The organism is Clostridioides sp. GD02367, assembly GCF_045900275.1.
Taxonomy (GTDB): Bacteria; Bacillota; Clostridia; order Peptostreptococcales; family Peptostreptococcaceae; genus Clostridioides; species Clostridioides difficile_A.
This window is the reverse complement of sequence record NZ_JBJODK010000002.1, coordinates 201,920-223,002: the sequence shown is the minus strand read 5'-3', so window position 1 is coordinate 223,002 and position 21,083 is coordinate 201,920. Positions and strand designations below refer to the sequence as shown.

Genomic DNA, 21,083 nt, shown 5'->3' with positions numbered 1-21,083 from the left:
TTTTTAAATTTATAATTCGTAATTAGACTTACATTTTTATATTTTCTTACTGTTTTTTAATTTTTTAGTTGACAAAACATAAAAACTTATATTAATATTATTAATACAATAAGCTATGACAAATCAATATCCGGTTAAGATTTTATAGAAGAGTTGCTATCTAGCACACCGAAGGAGTAACACTCTCAGGTACTTTTTAAAAGTAGGACTGTAAAATTTACGGAACTCTGGAGAGACCCATTATGGGCGCCGAAGGGGCAAGGCTTTTATGCTCAATCTCTCAGGCAAAAGGACAGGGATTATCTACCAAAATCAGTATTATTAATACTTTTATTTTGGTTGTTAATTAGTGTATATCCAGAGCTGAATCTTTTTTAGATTTAGCTTTTTTTATTACACTAGAAATTATTAATAAATTATACTTATTTCCTGTCAATTACTTCATTAAAAATTCTATTGATTATGCAAAGCAAAAAAAATGAGGGAGTGTTTTTATGAATCTAATTGATATTTTAAACAAAGTTGATGCTTTTATTTGGGGACCACCCTTACTAGTACTACTTGTTGGTACTGGTATATTGCTTACTGTTAAACTTGGAGTTATACAAATAACTAAACTTCCAAGAGCTCTTAAATTAATCTTCTCTGCTGAAAACAAAGGTAGTGGTGATGTTTCAAGTTTTGCAGCTTTATGTACTGCACTAGCTGCTACAGTTGGTACTGGTAATATTGTAGGTGTTGCTACAGCTATTAAGGCTGGGGGACCTGGGGCCCTTTTTTGGATGTGGATAGCAGCATTCTTTGGAATGGCTACTAAGTATTCAGAAGGTGTTCTTGCAATAAAATATAGAACTAAAGACAAAAATGGTCAAGTGTCTGGTGGACCTATGTATTACATAGTAAACGGTATGGGTGAAAAATGGAGACCTCTTGCAATATTTTTTGCTATAAGTGGTATATTAGTTGCACTTTTAGGAATAGGTACTTTCACTCAAGTAAATTCAATAACAGATGCAATAAATAGTAGTTTTGGTGTAGACCCTAGAATTACAGGTGTCATATTAGCAGTATTTGTAGCCTTAGTTGTGTTTGGAGGTCTTAAAAGTATCTCTAATGTAGCTACTAAAATAGTACCTTTTATGGCTGTTATATACATTGTAATCTGTGGTATTATTTTAATATCTTTCTGGAACAAGATACCAGAAACTTTTATGCTAATAATTAAAAGTGCTTTTACAACTACTGCTGCAACTGGTGGTTTCCTAGGAGCAACTATCTCACTAGCTATTAGAAATGGTATAGCTCGTGGTGTATTTTCAAATGAATCTGGTCTAGGTAGTGCTCCAATAGCTGCAGCTGCGGCTAAAACTGAATGGCCAGCGGAACAGGGTCTTATATCTATGACAGGTACTTTTATAGATACTATTATAATCTGTACACTTACTGGATTCTCTCTTGTTATTTCAGGAGTATGGTGTTCAGACCTTAATGGAGCTGTTATGACACAGGCAGCTTTTAATGGAGCAATTCCTACATTTGGACCAATATTACTTACAATTAGTTTGACATTATTTGCATTTACTACAATTTTAGGTTGGAGTTATTATGGAGAAAGATGTTTTGAGTTCCTATTTGGTGTAAAAGGCATGAATGGATATAGAACTGTATTTGTTGCCATGGTACTATTAGGTGCATTCTTAAAATTAGAAGTTGTTTGGATAATTGCTGATATTGTAAATGGACTTATGGCAATACCTAACCTAATAGCTTTACTTGCATTATCTCCTATAATAGTATCTGAAACTAAAAAATACTTTGAATATATAAATTCTCCAGAAAATCAGTTGAAAAATAATGCATAAATAAAAAATATAGAATTCCAAGTCAAATTCATACGACTCTGGAATTCTATATTCGTTTAAAAAAGTATACTAAATACATTTACAAAAATAATAATTCACATAAATAGTATATCTATATTTTAATTAATATCTTAATGTAATTTGTATAGATTAAAATTTTATTTCTTCTGGATATTTCCATGATTTAAATTCATCAACATCTACTGCTTCAGGTTCCTTAAATTGATTTAACACTAAAGACCTATAGTATATTTCTGCTACTTCTTCTACATACCTTGATTTTAATAATGCCTCTTCTAAATCATTACCCACAGTTGTTAATCCATGTCTTTCTAACAAACAAGCATCTGTATATAGCAATAATTTTGAAACATTTTTAGCAAGTTTTAAAGTTCCTGGCCTTGCATATGGAGCAATATCCACATAACCACCATAATTAACAGACTCATATACAATTGGTATAATGGGTTTCTTTGCTACCGAAAAAGATGTTGCATATATAGAGTGAGTGTGTGATATAGCATTCACATTTTCCCTTGTTTTATATATTTCAATATGCATCAATATCTCACTGCTAGGCTTAATTCCCTTCTTAACTTCTATTACATTTCCATCTAAATCTAACACACAAATATGTTCTGTTTTTAATTCTCCTCTTCCTATACCAGAGGGTGTTATGAGAACATATCCAGTCTCTTTATCTCTAATACTAAAATTACCAGCCTTTTCTTTACATAAGCCATAATGTTCTGCTTTAATTGCTATCTCCACAATTTTAACCTTCAAAGACTCCAACATAATTTACCTCCAAATAATCATTTTTGACCATAGTATGCATCTTTTCCATGTTTTCTCGAAAAATGTTTATTCATAAGCACTTTATCCATAATGTTCTCAGGGCTCATTAATTCTGTATAATAAGCCATTTTTGCGACTTCTTCCAAAACTACTGCATTATGTACAGCCTCTTTCGCATTTTTGCCCCATGTAAAAGGTCCATGGTCATTCACAATTATTCCTGGACAATGAATTGGATTTTTTCCCATAAACTCTTCAACAATCACATTTCCAGTCTCCTTTTCATAATCATTACAAATTTCTTCTCGAACCATTTTTCTAGTGCATGGTATACTACCGTAAAAATAATCTGCATGAGTAGTACCACATGCTGGTATAGATTTTCCTATTTGAGCCCAAATAGTTGCCCAACTTGAATGTGTATGCACTATTCCTCCTAATTCTTCAAACTCTTTATATAAAACTAGATGCGTTGGAGTATCTGAAGATGGCTTCAATTTACCATCAATTACATTGCCTTCTAAATCAACTACTACCATGTCTTCTACACTCATACTACTATACTCTACACCACTTGGTTTTATAACTACCAATCCTTTTTCTCTGTCTATACCACTCACATTTCCCCAGGTATAAGTAATTAGCCCTCTTGCAGGTAATTCTAAATTCGCTTTTAGTACCTCTTCCTTTAAACTTTCTAACATCTTTCTCCCCCCTACATTTTATTTAGAAAAATTACTCTTATTTTGTTTAATATCCAAATTTTATAATTTAATTATTATATTTCTACTAGGATTTTATTAAATTTAATCTCTTTCTTGCTCATTTTACTTAAAAAATCTCCTACCTCATTAAGCCCTATTTTGTGTGAAATCATTGGTGTAAAAACAATATCACCTTTTTCCATAAAATCCAAAGTTGCAGTCCATGCTCTTCCAGGATAAGGACTTGTATATGAATTCCAAGAACCTTTTAAAGTGAGTTCTCCACGCAATATACACTCAGTAGCTTCTACACTAAGCGGTAGTTCTGCATGTGATATTCCTACAAATACTATCTGCCCTCTTTTTTTCGCTATTAGTAAAGATTGTTCTTGTGTAAACCTACTACCAGCAGTTTCTATAACAATATCAGAACCACCATTGGTTATTTTTCTTACTTCTTCAATTACATTTACTTCTTTTGAATTCAAGGTATAATTTGCTCCTAGAGATTTAGAAAGTTCTAATTTTTCATTAAAAATATCGATAGCTATAATTTTAGACGCTCCAAAAACCCTTGCCCATTGTATAGTAAATTGGCCTATTGGACCACAACCTAATACAACTACACTATCTCCTACTTTAATACCTGAATTTGAAATACCATGATAAGCTATAGTTGCTGGTTCAATTCCAGCAGCAGTTTCATAGTCCAATGTATCTGGAAGTTTTAAAATATGTTCTTCAGGAACTCTTACATATTCTGCCAATGCTCCATTTACTCTTGTTCCAATTATATTGTAATCATCACACAAACCAAAATTACCCTTTTTACAATGGTTACATTCTCTACAAGGTACTAATGGAGCAACTGTCACTCTATCTCCTACATTAATATTTTTTACTTTTTCTCCAACTTTAACAACTTCCCCAGAAAATTCATGTCCTAAAATTAATGGATATGCTGTATTTCCACTCAAACCACTTACCATAGACCTAGGTAAATCTGAACCACATATTCCAACATATTTTACATTTACAAGTACTTCTTTCTCTTTTATTTCTGGTATATCTACCATTTCATATCTAACATCACCTATATTGTATAATACTGATGCTCTCATTTTATCTGACATATAAATATCTCCTTTCATGCTATATACTTGTATATAGCAATATCTATGCCATACAAAAGATAAATAGTTTATTCATGCAAATACGTTATATACAAAGTATTTTGCCAATATGAGTTACATTTTATAAAATTAGACTACATTATTGTATAAACATAAAAGAGTATGTTTGTATAACAAGACACCTAAAAAATTGACTATACAATACTATAAACTATAAATATATACATCATAAAAAGGAGTCTATATTTCATTTAAATACTTATCAAATAATCTCTGATATTTATATAAAATCAACTATAAACTCCTTTAATTACTCTTTTTATCACTTATAAATTTAAACTGCTACAGACTCCTCTACTACATTTTTAAGTGCTTGCTTTTCTAAATAATCAAGTATACTTGCTTTATTTTTTCTAAATAACGCCCATAAGATGAAGTAAATTGCAATCGAAAGACCTATATAAATCGGATTTGTACTTAAAAACGCAAAGAAAACTAATCCCATCAGAGGTTTTCCTAATATATTGAAACTTGTTATTAGCATTGCTCCTGCTGGTATAGCAACTCCTATTCCTGTAGCCATATCTGTAAATAATGGTGCTGTAGATGTACAAATATATAATCCTAGCCCAAACCAAATTATACCTGAAACTAACACTTTTGGAATATTACCATTATGTATAGCAACTAAACCTTGCACCATGTATGGAATTGCCAATAAATCTACAACTGGTAATACCTTATTACCAGGAAGTATCATGGCTACTACAAGCATTATTGGAATTAAAATAAGACCTGATATTAGTGTTGCAGGTTCACCATATCCAACAGCATCATTTACTGCTATATACCACTCACGATTTCCAGCTTTTTGCATAATCTTTCTAGCAGCTTCTGTTATAGGTGCAAATGCTTGAGCAAACATACTTGCTACTTTAGGGAAAATTGCCATAACAGCACTCGTAGATATTCCTACCTTCATTATTTCCCCCCAAGCTTCCATAGTATTTATTCTTGTCATATTACCTAATATCCCAATAAACATACCTAGAAAAAGACCTAAAGTAATTGGTTCACCTAAGAAACCTAGTTTTTTCTCTAGTTCTTTAGGATTTAACTTAATTTTGTTTAATCCAAGTTTATTGTATATAGGGTCTGCAAATACTGCAAATACAGAGGCCTCAACGTTATGCATAGCTATTATTGTACAATTAGGATATCTATAGTAACTGGACCATCTCTTTGCAACTAATTCTGATATTAATAAACTATATAAGTTTAATAAAACCATACATCCTATACCTAAAGGGAAATTTCCTGTTACTCCTATGACCATAGCTCCCCATACCATATACGAATAATTATTCCATAAATCTGAAGGCTGAAATACATCTGTCCATTTTACTAAAAATAAAATTGTTTGTAATAAAATTCCAAGACCTAAATATATCATTCCTGCACTTGTTGAAAATGCGACCAATGATGTAGCTTGCCAACCAACATCAAAAACTGGTAGATTTACCCCTGTACTTTCAACCATTCTATTAATAACTGGTGTTATTATTGGTGTAAAAGAATTTAATATAAGTGTAAAACCTTGTAAAGCAACTCCTGCATATACAGCAGAAAGAAACGATTTCTTTGTAGTCACTTTAAATATCTTTGCTATTATGAATATTATAATTGGAACTATAATTGCAGAACCAAATGTATCGATTATAGATTTCATAAATTCTAACATCTTTTATCCTCCTATTTATAAATATTTGATTGAATTTTCAGACTAATTATAGTATCTAAATCACAGATTTAAATACTATAATTTACACCTAGATATTACTTATTTATTCCCTCAATAACAGTTAATACTTCTTCAAAAAATGCCTCTTCACCTATTCCAGTTAAACAAGCAAATGCATTTATGGTAGGTATTCCATAATCACCTGTTTGAAGTGGACTAGTAAATGTTATAAAATCAAATCTTCCTGATTGTGCCAAATTTAGTGCTTCTGTTGGTCTAGCTTCTGTTGTTGTAATAGAAATTCCCTTATCTCCTAATACTTCTTTTAATTTACCTGCCACCATTGATGATGTAACTGTCCCTGAACCACAAACTGATAATACATTGAATTGTTTCATAATAATTTCCTCCTAATTTTATACTTTAAGTTTTTATTTTATATAAATTAAATTCATTTAAAAACAACACTTACTCTTGATTGTTTGGATTTTCACTATAACTCTATAAAATCCAATAATTGAGCTACTTCTTCTTTTGTTGACGCATTTTTTATATTTTTTAATAATTTTATATTTTGAAAAACTGACATTAAATCTTTTAATAATTTTACTTGTGAATCTGGATTCTTTACTGCTAATAAGAATACAAGTTCTACATCCAATCTATCTGTTGGGTCTATCATTGAATTAAACTTTACAGGATTTTTCAATATACCCACAGCTACATTAGATTCATTTATATGTTTTGAATCTGTATGCGGAATAGCAACACACATTTCACCAATATCAAGACCTGTTGGTAGTGTCTTTTCTCTTTCTAATACAGCACTTATGTATGTGTTTTTTACATATTCTTTTTCATACATTTTATTTCCTAATTCTTTAATAACACTTTCATAATCATTAGATTCTAAGCCTAATGATATTAAATCTACATTCATTACTTTGACTCCTCTCAATTTTTTGTTATGGCTACAGATGTTTAAATTTATCTAATATAATATTTTTGAAATCATTTTTATTAAAACACTGCTTAGCATTATTCATAAATTCTTCATCTTTTAATATTTCAAGAACATTTTTAACAATATCTTTATCATTAGTCTTAAAAACTGGCATAAATATAAAATTTACATTACCTACATTCCAGTCAATAGGATTCTTTAGTTTAACAAAAACAAACCTTGTACTATTTACAGTAGATGAATCTCCATGTGGTACACCTATGGCTCCTTTAGAATATGTTGGAAGCATTTCTTCTCTATGTAAAACAGAATCTAAGTAATCTTTTTCCACATATCCTTTATTTATAAGAATTGAACATATGTACTCTAATAAATCCTTTTTAAAGTATATATTTGGTTCGAAAATAACTAAATCTTCATCAAGCATTCTTTCATACACTTTAATTTGTTTGTCTTCTTGTTTTCTTGAGTTTGATAAGTATATATCCAGGTTTTTGAAAAGTTCTTTATTATATGGGATAAAATTTATACCTGGTATCTTAGGATTTATTGTTCCAACAATAGCCAATATATTGTTTGTCTCCTTCAAATTTTCAATTTTACAAAATAAATTTTCATCTAACGCACTCATTTGATAACATTTAGTATTATTATACTTTTCTTCCAATGTTTCACTTATGTATTTGGCAGTTCCTTCTCCAGTAAGACACAAAGTTACAATTGCATTTGATTTATCCATATGTTTTTCCAATTCATAGTTATATCCCATCCTATCTTTTAACAAAGAAAAAAATATTTCATCTAATTCTTCATCTCCCATAGAAACTTTCCTAGCTGCCTCTAATGCCATTAATAAATCCACTCTATCAATAGTTTTAGTATTTATATTAGTTCGCTTATTTACTATCTGACCTATGTTCGTAAGTGAACCAATATCTACCAAAAACAAAACTCCTTTTCCTTGGTCTATTATTTTTGATAATTCTACTGCCTTATTGTATATATTTATTGGTTTTTCATCTAAAGGCATGTCTATAGCTACAGGAAACTTTACTCCTAAAAGTTCTTTAACCACATTTACAGTCTCAGTAGCTATACGTCCATGAGAAATTATTATTAATCCTACTTTATCCTTTTTTACTTCATTTTTTAGAGCTGATTTTATATATAGTGTTATAAATCCAATCTCATCATCTGGAATCTTAATACCAATTAATTCTTCTATTTTTATTGCAAAATTTTTACCAATTTCATATTCTTTTGAAAAATCACTTCTTATTTTTTCTAAATTTACGTTTATTATTTTTTGATTTAATTTAATTCTTTTTATAGCTTCTTCTAAGTGTATTGCCATATATTTGAACATGTTTTTATTTACTTCTAAGCTAATATTTTTTTCAACTATATCATTCATAAGTTCTTTTACTAACTTGACTAAATCATCACTTACAAAACTATTTAAATCACTCATTGAAAAAAGCTCTTCATCACTATTAAGATTGAACTTTAAATCAGCAAATCTATTTAAAATAAAAGTCCATAAAATATTCTCTATATCTATATCTTCAATATCAAGGGATTTTAAATCATAATATTTTTTTTCAATTGTTTTGTATATATCTTCTGGTAACATATACTCGTCACTCAAAAAATTTCCTTTTACTGATGATTCATCTGAATTAAATGGCATAAATATAGCATTTTTTAAATATTTTCTTATTTCTGTGTATTCAACCTCTTGAAAAGCTGCATCTTTAAAAGAATCTTTAAGCTTTAGAACTTCATTTATATCTACTACTACTATTGACTCTTTATCTTCACCTTTGGAATTTATAAACTTCATAAAAGCTCTTGCACAAAGAACCTGAATCATATTTTGTAATTGCCCTATATTTCCACTAAATTTTTTTAGTGCAAGTATTTCAATTACATTTTTATCTACAAATATTTTTGCATTTATTCTATTACACTCTTGTTGAAAGATATTGTATATAAGGTCTATTTTCTCTTTTAGTAGTCTCTCATGTAATGGTGGTAAAGTTATTAGCATTGGTATTCTTCTTCTAAATGTCAATAATAAATTAGTTTCCACATTTTCAGTAGTAGCTCCAATCAACATAATACTTACTTTCCTTTCAGCATTAGTTTCACCTAATCTTCTAAACTTTCCTCTGTCTAATATAGAAAATAGTATTTCTTGACCTTTTGGAGGCAATCTGTGTATTTCATCTAAAAATAAAACCCCTTCATCAGCTTCCTCTACAAGACCTGGTGTATCATATTCAGCACCTGTAAATGCACCTTTTTTATATCCAAATAACAAAGATAACAATAATTGTGGATTGTCACTATAATCAGCACAATTAAATACAACAAAATTTGAACTTTCTTTTATTACTTTTTTCTTCTTTGCAAACTCATACATATGCTTAGAAAATAAACTTTTACCAACTCCACTTTCTCCTACAATCAACGCGGGCAATCCTTTTGGAGGGTATAATATAGCTGACTTAGCCTGTTCCACTGCATTTTTAAGACTTCCCTTATTTCCTATTAGAGTTTCAAATGAATCTTCTGATTCTTCTTTAGGTATCTCTACTACATTCATTTCCAAACTTTCATTAGGCAAAAGTTCCTCTACAACTCTTCTTGATATATTAAAACCTTCCGCCATCAATTCTCTTGTGATTTCTGATATAGAAATATTTTTATTCTTTTGTAATATAGATGAAATTGCTGACTTTAGATAAGGATATCTTCTTTGCCTTGAATTACTTATATTAAGCTCTTTTCTTAAATTAGTTATATTCTCTCTAGTTGTACTTAAAAACTTTGCTATCTGAACATCTGTTAATGGTTCCTTTTTATTTTCTGTATTTATGATGTTTACAAGTTTATCTCTCAACTCCATGCTTAATAACTCCTTTCTTGATAAATTATATAAGCAACTATCATGCCATACTTAATTTAATATTTTTTGCTATTCAAACCCTGTAGGTAACTGGGTGTTATTGGTACTTATACAATTTGATAATCATTTACATTTTGTATATTTAGTAATTTACTAAATGTATTTACTATTTATAAATTTAAATAATTTAATCCTTTATTTGAATTATAATATAATAATATTTATAAATTTATAATTGAAAAACTTGTTTAATTAGATATAATAATACATATCTACTCAACAATAAAAATTATTATAAATTATGCTTTTAACACTTTCTGTTTTAAAATTTTACTTTTATATAATAGTATAAATACTTATACCATATGGTTTTGGATATACAAATGACTTTTACATGCTTTTATATGGCATATTATACTATTTTAACTTAAAAATTAATTTACGAGTATTAAATTTACATACAGAGAGGAAAACGATATGAATACATTTAAAGCTGAAATCTTATTAAAACATTCTGCAAAAGATATATTTAATATATTTACAAAATCTGCAAGATTAAATTTTCCTAATTTTAATGAAAAAAAAGCAGTGGGTACATTTGTACAACAGAAAAATAACAAAAGATTTAAGGTTGAAATAACTAATTTTGAAAAAAATAAAATATATGAGATAAAAACAAGCAATAACAGAGAAAGTATTATCACTAGATATGAACTTATACATATTGATTTAAAAAATACAAAACTTATTTTCACTGAAAGTGAAAGTGAGAGAAATGTATTTGGAAAAATTAATTCAGTCCTTGTAAGAATATTATTTGGAAAAAGACATCCAGAAGAATTTAATAAATTTATAAAGAACTTGGAAATAGAGTTAGAAAATAAGAATAATTAAAAATATGGCTTCATTGTTTTAGATAAAGATAGCAATTAAACTAATAATGAGAGGTGAAAATTTATGCCAATTAATTCTTTTGAAAATTATCCTATGAGCTGGAAACCAAAGCGACCTTCAAAAGGACAAATATTATATAAAGCTCTTGCAGGACAGTTAGAAATAGACATCAATAATGGATTGTTGTTGCCAGGTACTAAATTACCACCACAACGTGAATTGGCAGATTTTTTAGATGTTAATGTCAGTACCATTTCTAGAGCTTTTAAAATTTGTGAAAAAAAAGGATTGGTAAGTGGAGTTACTGGAAGTGGGACCTTTGTATCTTATGATACACGCTCAAATTTATTCTTAATGTCGAGTAATAATAAAATTACATTTATTGAAATGGGTACAATGAATCCAGATTTCACATTAGAAGAAATGAATACCTTGTTTAAGCATATAATTAAAGAAATCGATTTTAAAACTATATTTCAGTATGGCCAAAGAGATGGTGCCAAGTGGCAAAAAGAAGCTATTGTTAAATTAATTTATAGAGCTGGACTTGAAACTACAGCAGATAGTCTACTTCCTGCAAGTGGTGGACAAAATGCAATTGTAGCCATTTTAGCAGGTTTATTTCAACATGGAGATAAAATAGGTGTAGACCCATTAACTTACCCTGGAATAAAGACTGCAGCTAAAATGCTTGGAATACAACTAGTTCCAATTAAACAAGAAAATATGGAAATTAGTGAAGAAGGTCTATTATATGCTTGTAAAAATGAAAATATTAAAGGACTATACATAATACCAGATTATCAAAATCCAACTACACATATAATGTCACAAAATGGGCGAAAGATGATTGCAAATATTGCATCTAAATACAATCTAATTGTTATTGAAGATGCTATTCATAGCTTACTTAATGAGGAACATTTAAATCCAGTGGCTTCTTATATACCAAATCAGACAATCTATATTACGAGTTTATCAAAAATTATTGCACCTAGCTTACGTTTGGCCTATATCTCTACACCTAAACAGTATAGAGAAGCATTATCAAGTGCTTTATACAATATTAATTTATCTCAATCCTATTTTTTAACAGAAATTGCTTATCGTATGATTAGTTCAGGAGAAGCTGATAAATTAATCAATGCTCGTCGCAAATCTGCAAGGAGAAGAAACAAGATTATTAATCAGTATTTATCTGAATACAATCTTTTAGGAAGTGATGAATGTATCTTTAGGTGGTTGATTCTGCCTGATGATATAATGGCAGAAGAATTTGAAATGGAGTCACTTAAAAAAGGTGTACAGGTTTATGCATCTGAGCGTTTTGCTGTTGGAAAGGAAAAACCTATTTCTGCAATAAGAATAGCCGTATGTGCTACAGAAAGTACAGAAGAACTTAAAGCAGGTCTTACTGTACTGAAAAGATTATTGGATGAAAAAAGATAATTGTATTGCACACAATTTTTTAATTGTGTGTATTTTTTTTTGTTGTTACAATAAAATTACAACAAATAGTAATTAATTTATAGAGATTAATATAGATTATTACCAGTATATTGATTTTGATAGTATTTTTAAACTATCTTGATTTTATATGGTAGTTTACATATTAATCCAAATTCATTTTTAAGTATGATTGCAATTATACCACTAATCTATTTTACTGTTTTACTAATCTTTAATACATTAAAACAAAAGGAGTGATTTTATTATGGGAAAATCTCAAGAACTAAGAGAAAGTTTTATTGCTTCAATCCCAATATTTCTAGGTTATATACCTATAGGTATAGTAGGAGGAATACTATTACAAAAATCTGGTCTTTCACCTTTTCAAATAGCACTAATGGTAACACTAGTATTTGGAGGAAGTTCTCAATTTATTGCAGCTTCAATGATTTCTACTGGGGCAAGTATAACATCTATTGTTTTGACTACATTCATTGTTAATTTAAGACATTTTCTAATGAGCTCTAATTTAAATATGTGTATAAAAAATAAAAGTCCAAAATTTATATTACCATTTTGTCATACTATAACAGATGAAACTTTTGCAGTTAATTACGAAAAATTTACTACTGGAAATTGGTCTGATAAAAATGCACTTTATCTAAACTTCTTCTGTCTAATTTCATCAGTTTTAGCTAATTTTATTGGAGCATTTTTAGGAGAAAGTATATCTATAGATAGTTCTATTTCTGGTTTTATATTGACCTCTATGTTTATAGCTCTAATAGTTTCTCAGATAAAAAATAAAATTTATATTGTGGTATTTATATCATCAATTATTATTTCAGTTGTATTATATGCATTATTTAAAAATAATTTGGTGATAATAGTTACTTCAATTTTAGCATCTTTGATTGGTTTCTTCATAGAGGAATCTTACTATAAAAAGGAGGAGTCTTATGAATAATAATTATTACATACTTTGTATTATAATTGGAATGTATATTGTCACATATCTTCCAAGAGTTCTTCCTATGTTGATTTTCTCAAAAAAAGAAATGCCTGAACCTTTGAAAAAAATTATGAAATTTATACCTGTAGCAATACTTACTTCTTTAACTGCTAAAGATGTATTCTTTAATGATGATAATTTATATTTATCTATGACTAATCCTAAAATTATATCTTTTCTAGTTGTACTTCTTGTAGCTTATAGGTTTAAATCTATTGGAATTTCTATTGTTACAGGTGTGATATCTATATATTTATTTGGAATTATCCTATAATCTTTAGATAATAGTTTCTAAATTATATGTACAATTTTAATTTATTATCATCTTGATTTTAAATAAAAAACAGAGTAGTTTTAAACCACTCTGTTTTTTACATTTCAATCGTTACTAGCAAGATTTTAATTTATTATGATAAAATTTATTATTCTTTATAAAAGTATGTGTGTATTTAAATATTATCTCAATCTACACTTGTTACTTCTTCTTCATATTTTTGAAGCTCTAAATTTGCTTTAAATAAATCTCCATCTATTTCTATATAGAACTTTCCACCTTGTAAGTTTACTAAATCTCTTGCAATAGCAAGTCCTAATCCACTACCTTCAGTATTTCTTGATTCGTCTGCCCTTTTAAATCTTTCCATAATCTCACTTGGGTCAAAGTTTAATTCATAAGAAGATATATTTTTCATAGTTACTTTTAGATTTTTATCACAATCGTATACATCAATATATACTCTAGTTCCCTCTAAAGAATATTTAGCTATATTAGACAAAAGATTTTCAAATACTCTATACATTCTTCTTCCATCTGCCCATATATATACCTTATTATTTGGGACATTTAATTTTATATCTAAATTACTTTTAGACAACTTCTCTTCAAGTTCACCTATACTTTGTCTTAATAGTTGCACTAAATCAATTTTACTAATCTGTAATTCTATATTACCACTACTTACTTTACTAGCTTCAAATAAATCTTCTATTAATAATTTTAATCTTTTTGACTTTGATTCAAGTACATTTATATAGTCATTTATATAGTCTGGTTGTATAGATTCTTCTTTTTTAATCAAGTCTACATAATTTATTATAGAAGTAAGTGGAGTTTTCAAATCATGAGATACATTTGTTATAAGGTCAGACTTCATTCTTTCACTCTTTACTTGCTCTTCTATTGCTTTATCAAGACCTTCTCCAATATTATTTATATTTTCAGCTAAAGATGTAAAATTATCATTTCCTGCAATTTTTATCTTATAATCTAATTCTCCCTGTTTTATCTTTTCTGTACCTTCTATTACATAGCTAAGATAGGAAAGTCTTTTAGTTATATATATTGCAAATCCTAAAAATATCCATATAGAAACCAATAATCCAAAGCTTGTACTTTGAGTGCTAATCGCCATGATTAAAACTAAAGATGCTATAACTATCATAATAACTTTTCTTGCTAAAGATACTTTTTTTATAGCGTTAATAACCTCCTTTACAGTCTTTATTAGCCATAAAATCACTCTTACTATAATACTTGACTTAAATATACATATTTTATTTTCTAAATAACTCAATTGAACATGTATAAAAAATATATTATTTGATACTACCAATAAGGATACAGAAACTAACATCATAACATAAATATCATAAGATACATCAAAAATATACATAATCAAAAACACAGTTGAAATAGATACCAATATTACATTAAATTCCATAGGTATCTTCTTGTATATTAGTAAAAGTATGTTATTTCTTTTTAAAGCTTCACATTTTATTCTACTATATAAAATTATAGATAATAAACATATAATTGCTAAACTTAAACTAGCTACAAAAAATAATCTTACTTTTTCTGTAGCTTGTTTAAATACTTGAAAGTTAGTATATACTATTCCATCATCTACAGTGGGTTCTTTGGGAAAAGATGCATAGACCTCAAAAGCGTCCTCTTCTCCATTTAGTTCCATACTAACATTATTTAATTCAAATTTTTCTCCATTTATTTTTTTAGTATATGAGCTTCTTTCTCCATCATTTACTATTTCTATGTCACAATAGCCTTTAATATTTTGCTTAAAACCCTCTAACGAACTATATTCTGTATTTGTATAAAATTCGCCTGAATTTATCTTTACAATATACATTTTTATATTTTTTAGAGAACTTAAATATTCAGAAGAAGTTTCTACCTTCTTCATGATTTTATTATAATCAGAAATGCTACTACTTGAATCTAGACTCTTACCTCTTGTGTAAAAATCTTCATAATTTATTTTTTCTTCACTACTTAACCCAATACCCATAGATAGCTTAAAATTGTATAATAAATTCAACATTGTCTCATCATCAAACAAATTACTGTCATAAAAATCATCAGATATATTAAAAATTCCATTCTTTGTAGAAGTTTTTTGTATATTGTATTTAGGTTCAGCAAGCCCTATTGTTACCAACAATATAGTTAATGGAAATGAGATAGATATTATGATTAATGAGACTAACTTCAATGCTCTATATTTTTCCAACTTGTCCACCTCATCTACATTGTCAGTATTTTATATAATATAAAATTTAATACAAGCATAATTCCCATAGAATAAATTAAACTACTAGAGAAAAAGTTAAAACATATAAGAATTCCTAACATTTGTGTAAATGTAAAAATGACCAAAATCAAAACGCAATTAAATATTAAACTTTTTTCTTTTATAAGTTTTCCACTAAAATTTTTCAATCTTATAACCAACTCCCCACACCACCTTTAAAAATCTTGGTTCTTTTGGATTTATTTCAATCTTTTCTCTTATTCGCCTAATATGTACTGCTACTGTATTTTCTGAATTAAAACTTTCTTCATTCCATACTTTTTCGTATATCTCATCTATTGAGAAAACTCGTCCTTTATTTTCTAAAAGAAGTTTAATGATTTTGTACTCAATTGGAGTCATTTTTATATTTTCACCATCAATTTTCACTTCTTTTGTTAGTGTATTTAACTCCAAAGCTCCACTTTTTAAAACTTCTTGACTAGCATCTTCATAATTGCCTAAAGTTACATAACGTCTTAAGTTTGATTTAACTCTAGCTATAAGCTCTAATAAGTTAAATGGCTTTGTTATATAATCGTCAGCTCCAATATTTAATCCCATTATTTTATCTGTATCTTCACTTTTTGCTGAAATTAAAATTATTGGTATGTTTCTTTCTTCTCGTATTTTCACAGTTGCCTTGATTCCATCCAATTTAGGCATCATTATATCCATTAATATTAGATGAATGTCATTCTCTGTTATTACTTCCAAAGCTTTCATTCCATCATATGCTTTATATATTTTAAATCCTTCTGATTTAAGATATATTTCTATTGAATCAACGATTTCTTTATCATCATCTACTACTAATATGTTGTACATGTTTTCACTTCCTCTATTGTATAATAATACTCATCTCTATTATACAATATCTTTCACTCCCTTTCTCAACAATGACTAAATTGTTATATTAATTTGGCTTACATTTTTGTAACTTTACCTTATAAATATATAATAGAATATAAATCTTAAGAAAATATTATCCTAAATCTTAAATATTTCTTAAGATTTAAGATAAATTGAGGTTTATTTGAATTAATTGATTTTAATTATGTTGTTTTCAGATTACTTTTATTTAAGTATTTTGATTGGATTCAGCTGAATTAATGTATATTAATTCTTATTGAGCAGTTTTTATTTTTAAGGTGGAAGAATTGTGGAAGAATCATATTTTACTAATTTTCTTCCACCGTTCTTCCACCCAAATAGGTTTAGAAGCATTTATTTAACTGCAATAATAGCTACTTATTTAAATTCTATTTTTATACATACTATCTATTATATACCATACATATTTTATTAAAATTTATATAAATATAAGACAAACCTATTTCATTTTTTTAATATGTTCAGAATAATAAATAAAATGAAGGTATGAAATTATAACTTTTTCTACCTTCATTTTATTTATTATGTATCTATTTGTCATTTTTTTCTTTCAAACGCTTAAAATGTTCTTCGAGTTCAATTAATTTATCTTCATCCACTTCATCATCTTTACTATGCGATGCTGATATTAAACTTGAAATTGAATTTTTATGTATATTCTTCAAAAATTCTTTTGTTTCAAACCTTAGATATTTTTCCTCTTTTACTATTGCATTATAGTGTGTAAGTTTACCTATTTTCTCTGTACCTAAAAATTCCCCTCGCTCTAATCTTTTTAAAACTGTAAATGTAGTTGATTCATTCCATCCATTTTGTCCTTCCATTGCATTAACCAAATCTCTAGAAGTTAATACTTTGTTAGCTTCCCAAATATATCTCATAACTTTTAATTCTGCTTCTGGTAATTTACTAATTTTCATAGTTTACACCCTTTTGCCGATTTATGCATATGTAAATTCTACATCAATAAAACTTCTCAGACAAGAGAATTTAGCCAAATATATACATCTGATTTTTACCATATTACTCTTTTAAGTTTCTGTAATACTCTTCTAATGAATCTAACTTTTCTTTACTTACATTTTTATGCATGGTAGTAAGAGACCGCATTATTTTTCTACTCTTGCTAGATTTTAGTACCTTTTTCTTAAAAGCGTAATATTCTTCATTATCTATTATTATTTTATAATGAGATTGAAACTTTATAATATCCCTAGCCAAATAACCTTTGTCAAGTAGCCCCTTTAATAGTGTTTTTATTGTACTTTTATGCCATCCATACATCTGTGTTATATCTTTTACAATTTCTTTTTTAGACATTTTAGAATCTTTTTTCCATAAATATTCCATCACTATTAATTCTGCTCTTAATAATTTTTCTACTAACATTTCTTCTTTCATCTTATGTCGCTCCCTCATTCAGTCTAACTTAAACTAATAATAGGAGCTTTTTAACACAAAAACTACAGGTAAAATTTACCATATATTCTACTGTTTTAGTTTATTTTTATATATAAAAAATATTATTCATATCCATAAATTTATTCAATTTTCAAACATATCTGTTGAATAATAACTAGTTATATTGTATTGTTTTAATTGTAGAATAAAACTAAATTGGTAAAACTAGAGGAATTTAGTGGTATAAATATTTATTAAATAAGACTTGTAAGATGAGTTATAAGTTATATTGGTAAGTTATCAAAAACATATACTCTTTTGGTTTTGTGAAAGTTTTTTAGGTGGGTAATAATATCTATATTTAAAAATAAATTGTATGGATATACACATATATTGACTGCTTATACTGATAGTTCATATGATTATTATAAATTTATAGATACACAGTTATATAGATTTTGTTTTCTAGAGAATTTTTTTTAGCTTTATCTACATTCGTACCAATTTATAGTAATACAAAGGTCTTAAATGTATTTTTAATATTAAGAATAAGTAGAAATGTTAACTAAATAAATATAATTAAGTAGACGTTTCTATTAATCTATGATACAATAGTATTTGTGGTAATACACAATTAAATCAAGTATATCTTGATATAGGTTAATAGGAGTATTTTTAATGAATAATGGAATAGTGAAATGGTTTAATAATGAAAAAGGATTTGGTTTTATATCAATAGAAGGTGGAGATGATGTGTTTGCTCATTTCTCAGCTATACAAACTTCAGGATTTAAATCATTAGAAGAAGGTCAACAAGTAAGCTTTGATATAGTTAAAGGTGCTAGAGGTCCTCAAGCAGAAAATATAACTATATTATAATATATAGATTTTTCGGGAAAGACTCTTTTAGGGTCTTTTTTTATTGCTAGTATATGTAAGATAATTGTTGATGAAAAAAACAAGGTTGTTTGGAGAAATGAAAAAATCATTCCCTGACATGAGAATGCTTAGTTACAGATATAGAAGTGTACTGCAAATACACTTCTATTTTTTTATTATATCATATGTTCTAGGTTGTTAAAAAGACCTATTTAAATCGTTTCTAAGGTATGTTGAGTAATATTCTTGATAGTTTTTTCTTTAATGTGTTCCAAAAAAATAAGCACTCTTTTTATAGGAGTGCTTTGGTGTATGTTAATTTATATATCTAATACAATTTAACATGTCTTATGTTTTAGTATGATAATTTTAGTTCGTTTTATTGTTACAATATATATTATAAGTTTATATATAATTATAATATATAAGCTTATATTACATGAAATTTATCTCATATACTTAATTTATATTCAGTTTTATTGTATGCATTCTTAAGTTTTACTATATGTTTTATTAATATTTAATATAGTTAATTCTTAAGAATTACATTCTACAACAATAATATATATCTTTGATATATAACTAATTTAAAATGGATGTATTTTATGAAACTAAGAAACCCAAGGATTAAGAAATTGTTATCAGTAGCATTATTAGCAGCTCTTGTAGGTATACCTATTGGACAAACAGCCAATGCAATGGGGCTTTCAAATGACATCCCAAATTATATGGAAAATAATCCAGCGTCAATAGAAGACTTGAAAATCAACGACTCTCAATTACCTAAACCAGGTACAGTTACATACATAGATATGAATAAACTAATTAAAAACCTTAAGGAAAACGATGTTAACACTACTCTTGTTGAAAATGAATTATATTATAGAAAAGCTGGGACAAATAAAATAGTTTGGACTAAGACAGGCTTTGATTTATATCTTTCTAAAGGAGTTGCATTAACTTTAGCTGGTGCTGGTACAGGAGTTGCAGGTCTTTTGGCGGTGCCATTCCTGGTGTAGGTCAGTATCTTGCTGCTATAGTTGGAGCAATTATAATGCATCTTGGGTCAAATATAACATCTGGGAAAATCTTTAAATTTAAAAAAATACGTTATAATAAAGGCGGGGCTTATGTAACTAAATACTACTTACAATCTGTAAGAAATCAATAGGATATAAAATGATTATTATAAAAGATTTACTTTTTGCATTGCTCTCAGTATTAATTTTATTTTTTGCTAATAAAGTATTTCAACTAAGCAAATTGCACAAGTTCATTATATTGTTTGTTTCATTTTTTATACTGACTTTTGTATCATCATTTATTAGTGGGTAAAAATGTGGTAGGTTAACCCTACCACATTTTTCTTTGTTTAATCTTGTATAATGTTATTCATTCTATTAATATTTGTAATTTTTTAGACATTCTTTATGTTCATACTACTGATATAATTTGATTAAGAGAAATAAATCTAAATCTAAATGGAGGTATCTCTACTATGAACTCTTGGAACATTATATTTTTAAGTTATGGAGTAACATTTACAATAGTGGTTACTGTAGGATATTTAATCAAGGGTAAAACTAATTATTGTAAGAAAAAGTATTTAAATAAATTAGAATTAAAATATGGTAATATAGATAGAGAAAAAGCTACTAAACTAGAAATATTTTTTCAATATTTAATAGGCTTGGAATACATAATAATGGGGTTATTAATAAGAAGACTTGATACTGCGATAATATCAGTAATATTAGTATCTATTATAACAATAATATCCTATTATATAATTAGGAAAAGATATATAGTTATATAAAATATAATAGGATTAATAGTAAAAGAAGATAACA

The 21,083-nt window shown here is 27.4% G+C and carries 19 protein-coding genes and 1 riboswitch; of the genes, 8 read left to right on the top strand and 11 right to left on the bottom strand.

Translation table 11 applies throughout. The features are described from left to right. Positions 1–217 precede the first annotated feature (217 nt). Positions 218–306: riboswitch (glycine riboswitch) on the top strand. 188 nt (positions 307–494) lie between these two features. After that, a complete protein-coding gene (locus Q3223_RS03030) occupies positions 495–1,862 on the top strand; it encodes a sodium:alanine symporter family protein (protein WP_054270830.1) in 1,368 nt (455 codons plus the stop codon). Between the two features lie 150 nt (positions 1,863–2,012). Here Q3223_RS03030 and Q3223_RS03025 read toward each other — a convergent pair whose 3' ends face one another. From Q3223_RS03025 to Q3223_RS02995, 7 genes are all read right to left on the bottom strand, one after another. Beyond that, the gene (locus Q3223_RS03025; protein ID WP_054270831.1) at positions 2,013–2,660 is read right to left on the bottom strand and encodes a class II aldolase/adducin family protein; all 648 of its coding nucleotides are present in this window, start codon (positions 2,658–2,660) and stop codon (positions 2,013–2,015) included. Between the two features lie 17 nt (positions 2,661–2,677). Beyond that, a complete protein-coding gene (gene araD / locus Q3223_RS03020; RefSeq protein ID WP_054270832.1) occupies positions 2,678–3,364 on the bottom strand; it encodes an L-ribulose-5-phosphate 4-epimerase in 687 nt (228 codons plus the stop codon). 74 nt (positions 3,365–3,438) lie between these two features. Then, the gene (locus Q3223_RS03015) at positions 3,439–4,497 is read right to left on the bottom strand and encodes a galactitol-1-phosphate 5-dehydrogenase (RefSeq protein ID WP_407811586.1); all 1,059 of its coding nucleotides are present in this window, start codon (positions 4,495–4,497) and stop codon (positions 3,439–3,441) included. Between the two features lie 334 nt (positions 4,498–4,831). Next, positions 4,832–6,238 carry a PTS transporter subunit IIC gene (locus Q3223_RS03010; RefSeq protein ID WP_243192643.1) on the bottom strand — a complete coding sequence of 469 codons (1,407 nt, stop codon included), beginning with the start codon at positions 6,236–6,238 and terminating at the stop codon, positions 4,832–4,834. 95 nt (positions 6,239–6,333) lie between these two features. After that, complete coding sequence (locus tag Q3223_RS03005) at positions 6,334–6,636, bottom strand: PTS sugar transporter subunit IIB (RefSeq protein WP_054270835.1); 303 nt, start codon at positions 6,634–6,636, stop codon at positions 6,334–6,336. Between the two features lie 95 nt (positions 6,637–6,731). Further along, entirely contained in the window at positions 6,732–7,178 is a 447-nt protein-coding gene (locus Q3223_RS03000) for a PTS sugar transporter subunit IIA (protein ID WP_054270836.1), read from the bottom strand. Between the two features lie 31 nt (positions 7,179–7,209). Next, positions 7,210–10,113 carry a sigma 54-interacting transcriptional regulator gene (locus Q3223_RS02995; RefSeq protein ID WP_407811582.1) on the bottom strand — a complete coding sequence of 968 codons (2,904 nt, stop codon included), beginning with the start codon at positions 10,111–10,113 and terminating at the stop codon, positions 7,210–7,212. A 477-nt stretch (positions 10,114–10,590) separates the two neighbouring features. On the opposite strand from Q3223_RS02995, the gene Q3223_RS02990 reads away from it, so the two are divergent. The 4 genes from Q3223_RS02990 (at position 10,591) to Q3223_RS02975 (ending at position 13,742) form a co-directional block, all read left to right on the top strand. Beyond that, positions 10,591–11,007: a DUF3284 domain-containing protein gene (locus Q3223_RS02990; protein WP_054270838.1), complete on the top strand. Its 417-nt coding sequence runs from the start codon at positions 10,591–10,593 to the stop codon at positions 11,005–11,007. Positions 11,008–11,070: 63 nt separating this feature from the next. After that, the gene (locus Q3223_RS02985) at positions 11,071–12,456 is read left to right on the top strand and encodes a PLP-dependent aminotransferase family protein (protein WP_407811580.1); all 1,386 of its coding nucleotides are present in this window, start codon (positions 11,071–11,073) and stop codon (positions 12,454–12,456) included. Between the two features lie 265 nt (positions 12,457–12,721). Next, positions 12,722–13,423 (top strand): AzlC family ABC transporter permease, encoded by a 702-nt coding sequence (locus tag Q3223_RS02980; RefSeq protein WP_054270840.1) that lies wholly within the window; start codon positions 12,722–12,724, stop codon positions 13,421–13,423. After that, positions 13,416–13,742, top strand: coding sequence for an AzlD domain-containing protein (locus tag Q3223_RS02975; protein WP_054270841.1), 327 nt, complete (start codon positions 13,416–13,418; stop codon positions 13,740–13,742). The genes Q3223_RS02980 and Q3223_RS02975 overlap by 8 nt, the downstream gene beginning before the upstream one ends. Positions 13,743–13,929: 187 nt before the next feature. Here the strand turns inward: Q3223_RS02975 and Q3223_RS02970 are convergent, their stop codons facing one another. From Q3223_RS02970 to Q3223_RS02955, 4 genes are all read right to left on the bottom strand, one after another. Next, positions 13,930–15,999, bottom strand: a complete 2,070-nt coding sequence (locus tag Q3223_RS02970) for a histidine kinase dimerization/phospho-acceptor domain-containing protein (protein WP_407811577.1) — start codon at positions 15,997–15,999, stop codon at positions 13,930–13,932. 195 nt (positions 16,000–16,194) lie between these two features. Beyond that, complete coding sequence (locus Q3223_RS02965) at positions 16,195–16,887, bottom strand: response regulator transcription factor (protein WP_054270844.1); 693 nt, start codon at positions 16,885–16,887, stop codon at positions 16,195–16,197. A gap of 596 nt (positions 16,888–17,483) precedes the next feature. After that, positions 17,484–17,873: a BlaI/MecI/CopY family transcriptional regulator gene (locus tag Q3223_RS02960; protein WP_284182097.1), complete on the bottom strand. Its 390-nt coding sequence runs from the start codon at positions 17,871–17,873 to the stop codon at positions 17,484–17,486. 103 nt (positions 17,874–17,976) lie between these two features. Beyond that, positions 17,977–18,354: a BlaI/MecI/CopY family transcriptional regulator gene (locus Q3223_RS02955; protein ID WP_054270845.1), complete on the bottom strand. Its 378-nt coding sequence runs from the start codon at positions 18,352–18,354 to the stop codon at positions 17,977–17,979. Positions 18,355–19,032: 678 nt separating this feature from the next. On the opposite strand from Q3223_RS02955, the gene Q3223_RS02950 reads away from it, so the two are divergent. The 3 genes from Q3223_RS02950 to Q3223_RS02940 all read left to right on the top strand — a co-directional run bounded on the left by Q3223_RS02950 (position 19,033) and on the right by Q3223_RS02940 (position 21,049). After that, the gene (locus Q3223_RS02950) at positions 19,033–19,233 is read left to right on the top strand and encodes a cold-shock protein (protein WP_021384215.1); all 201 of its coding nucleotides are present in this window, start codon (positions 19,033–19,035) and stop codon (positions 19,231–19,233) included. 605 nt (positions 19,234–19,838) lie between these two features. Beyond that, positions 19,839–20,252 (top strand): hypothetical protein, encoded by a 414-nt coding sequence (locus tag Q3223_RS02945; protein ID WP_235626772.1) that lies wholly within the window; start codon positions 19,839–19,841, stop codon positions 20,250–20,252. Positions 20,253–20,731: 479 nt separating this feature from the next. Next, positions 20,732–21,049, top strand: coding sequence for a hypothetical protein (locus Q3223_RS02940; RefSeq protein ID WP_054272100.1), 318 nt, complete (start codon positions 20,732–20,734; stop codon positions 21,047–21,049). The last annotated feature ends 34 nt before the right edge of the window (positions 21,050–21,083 follow it).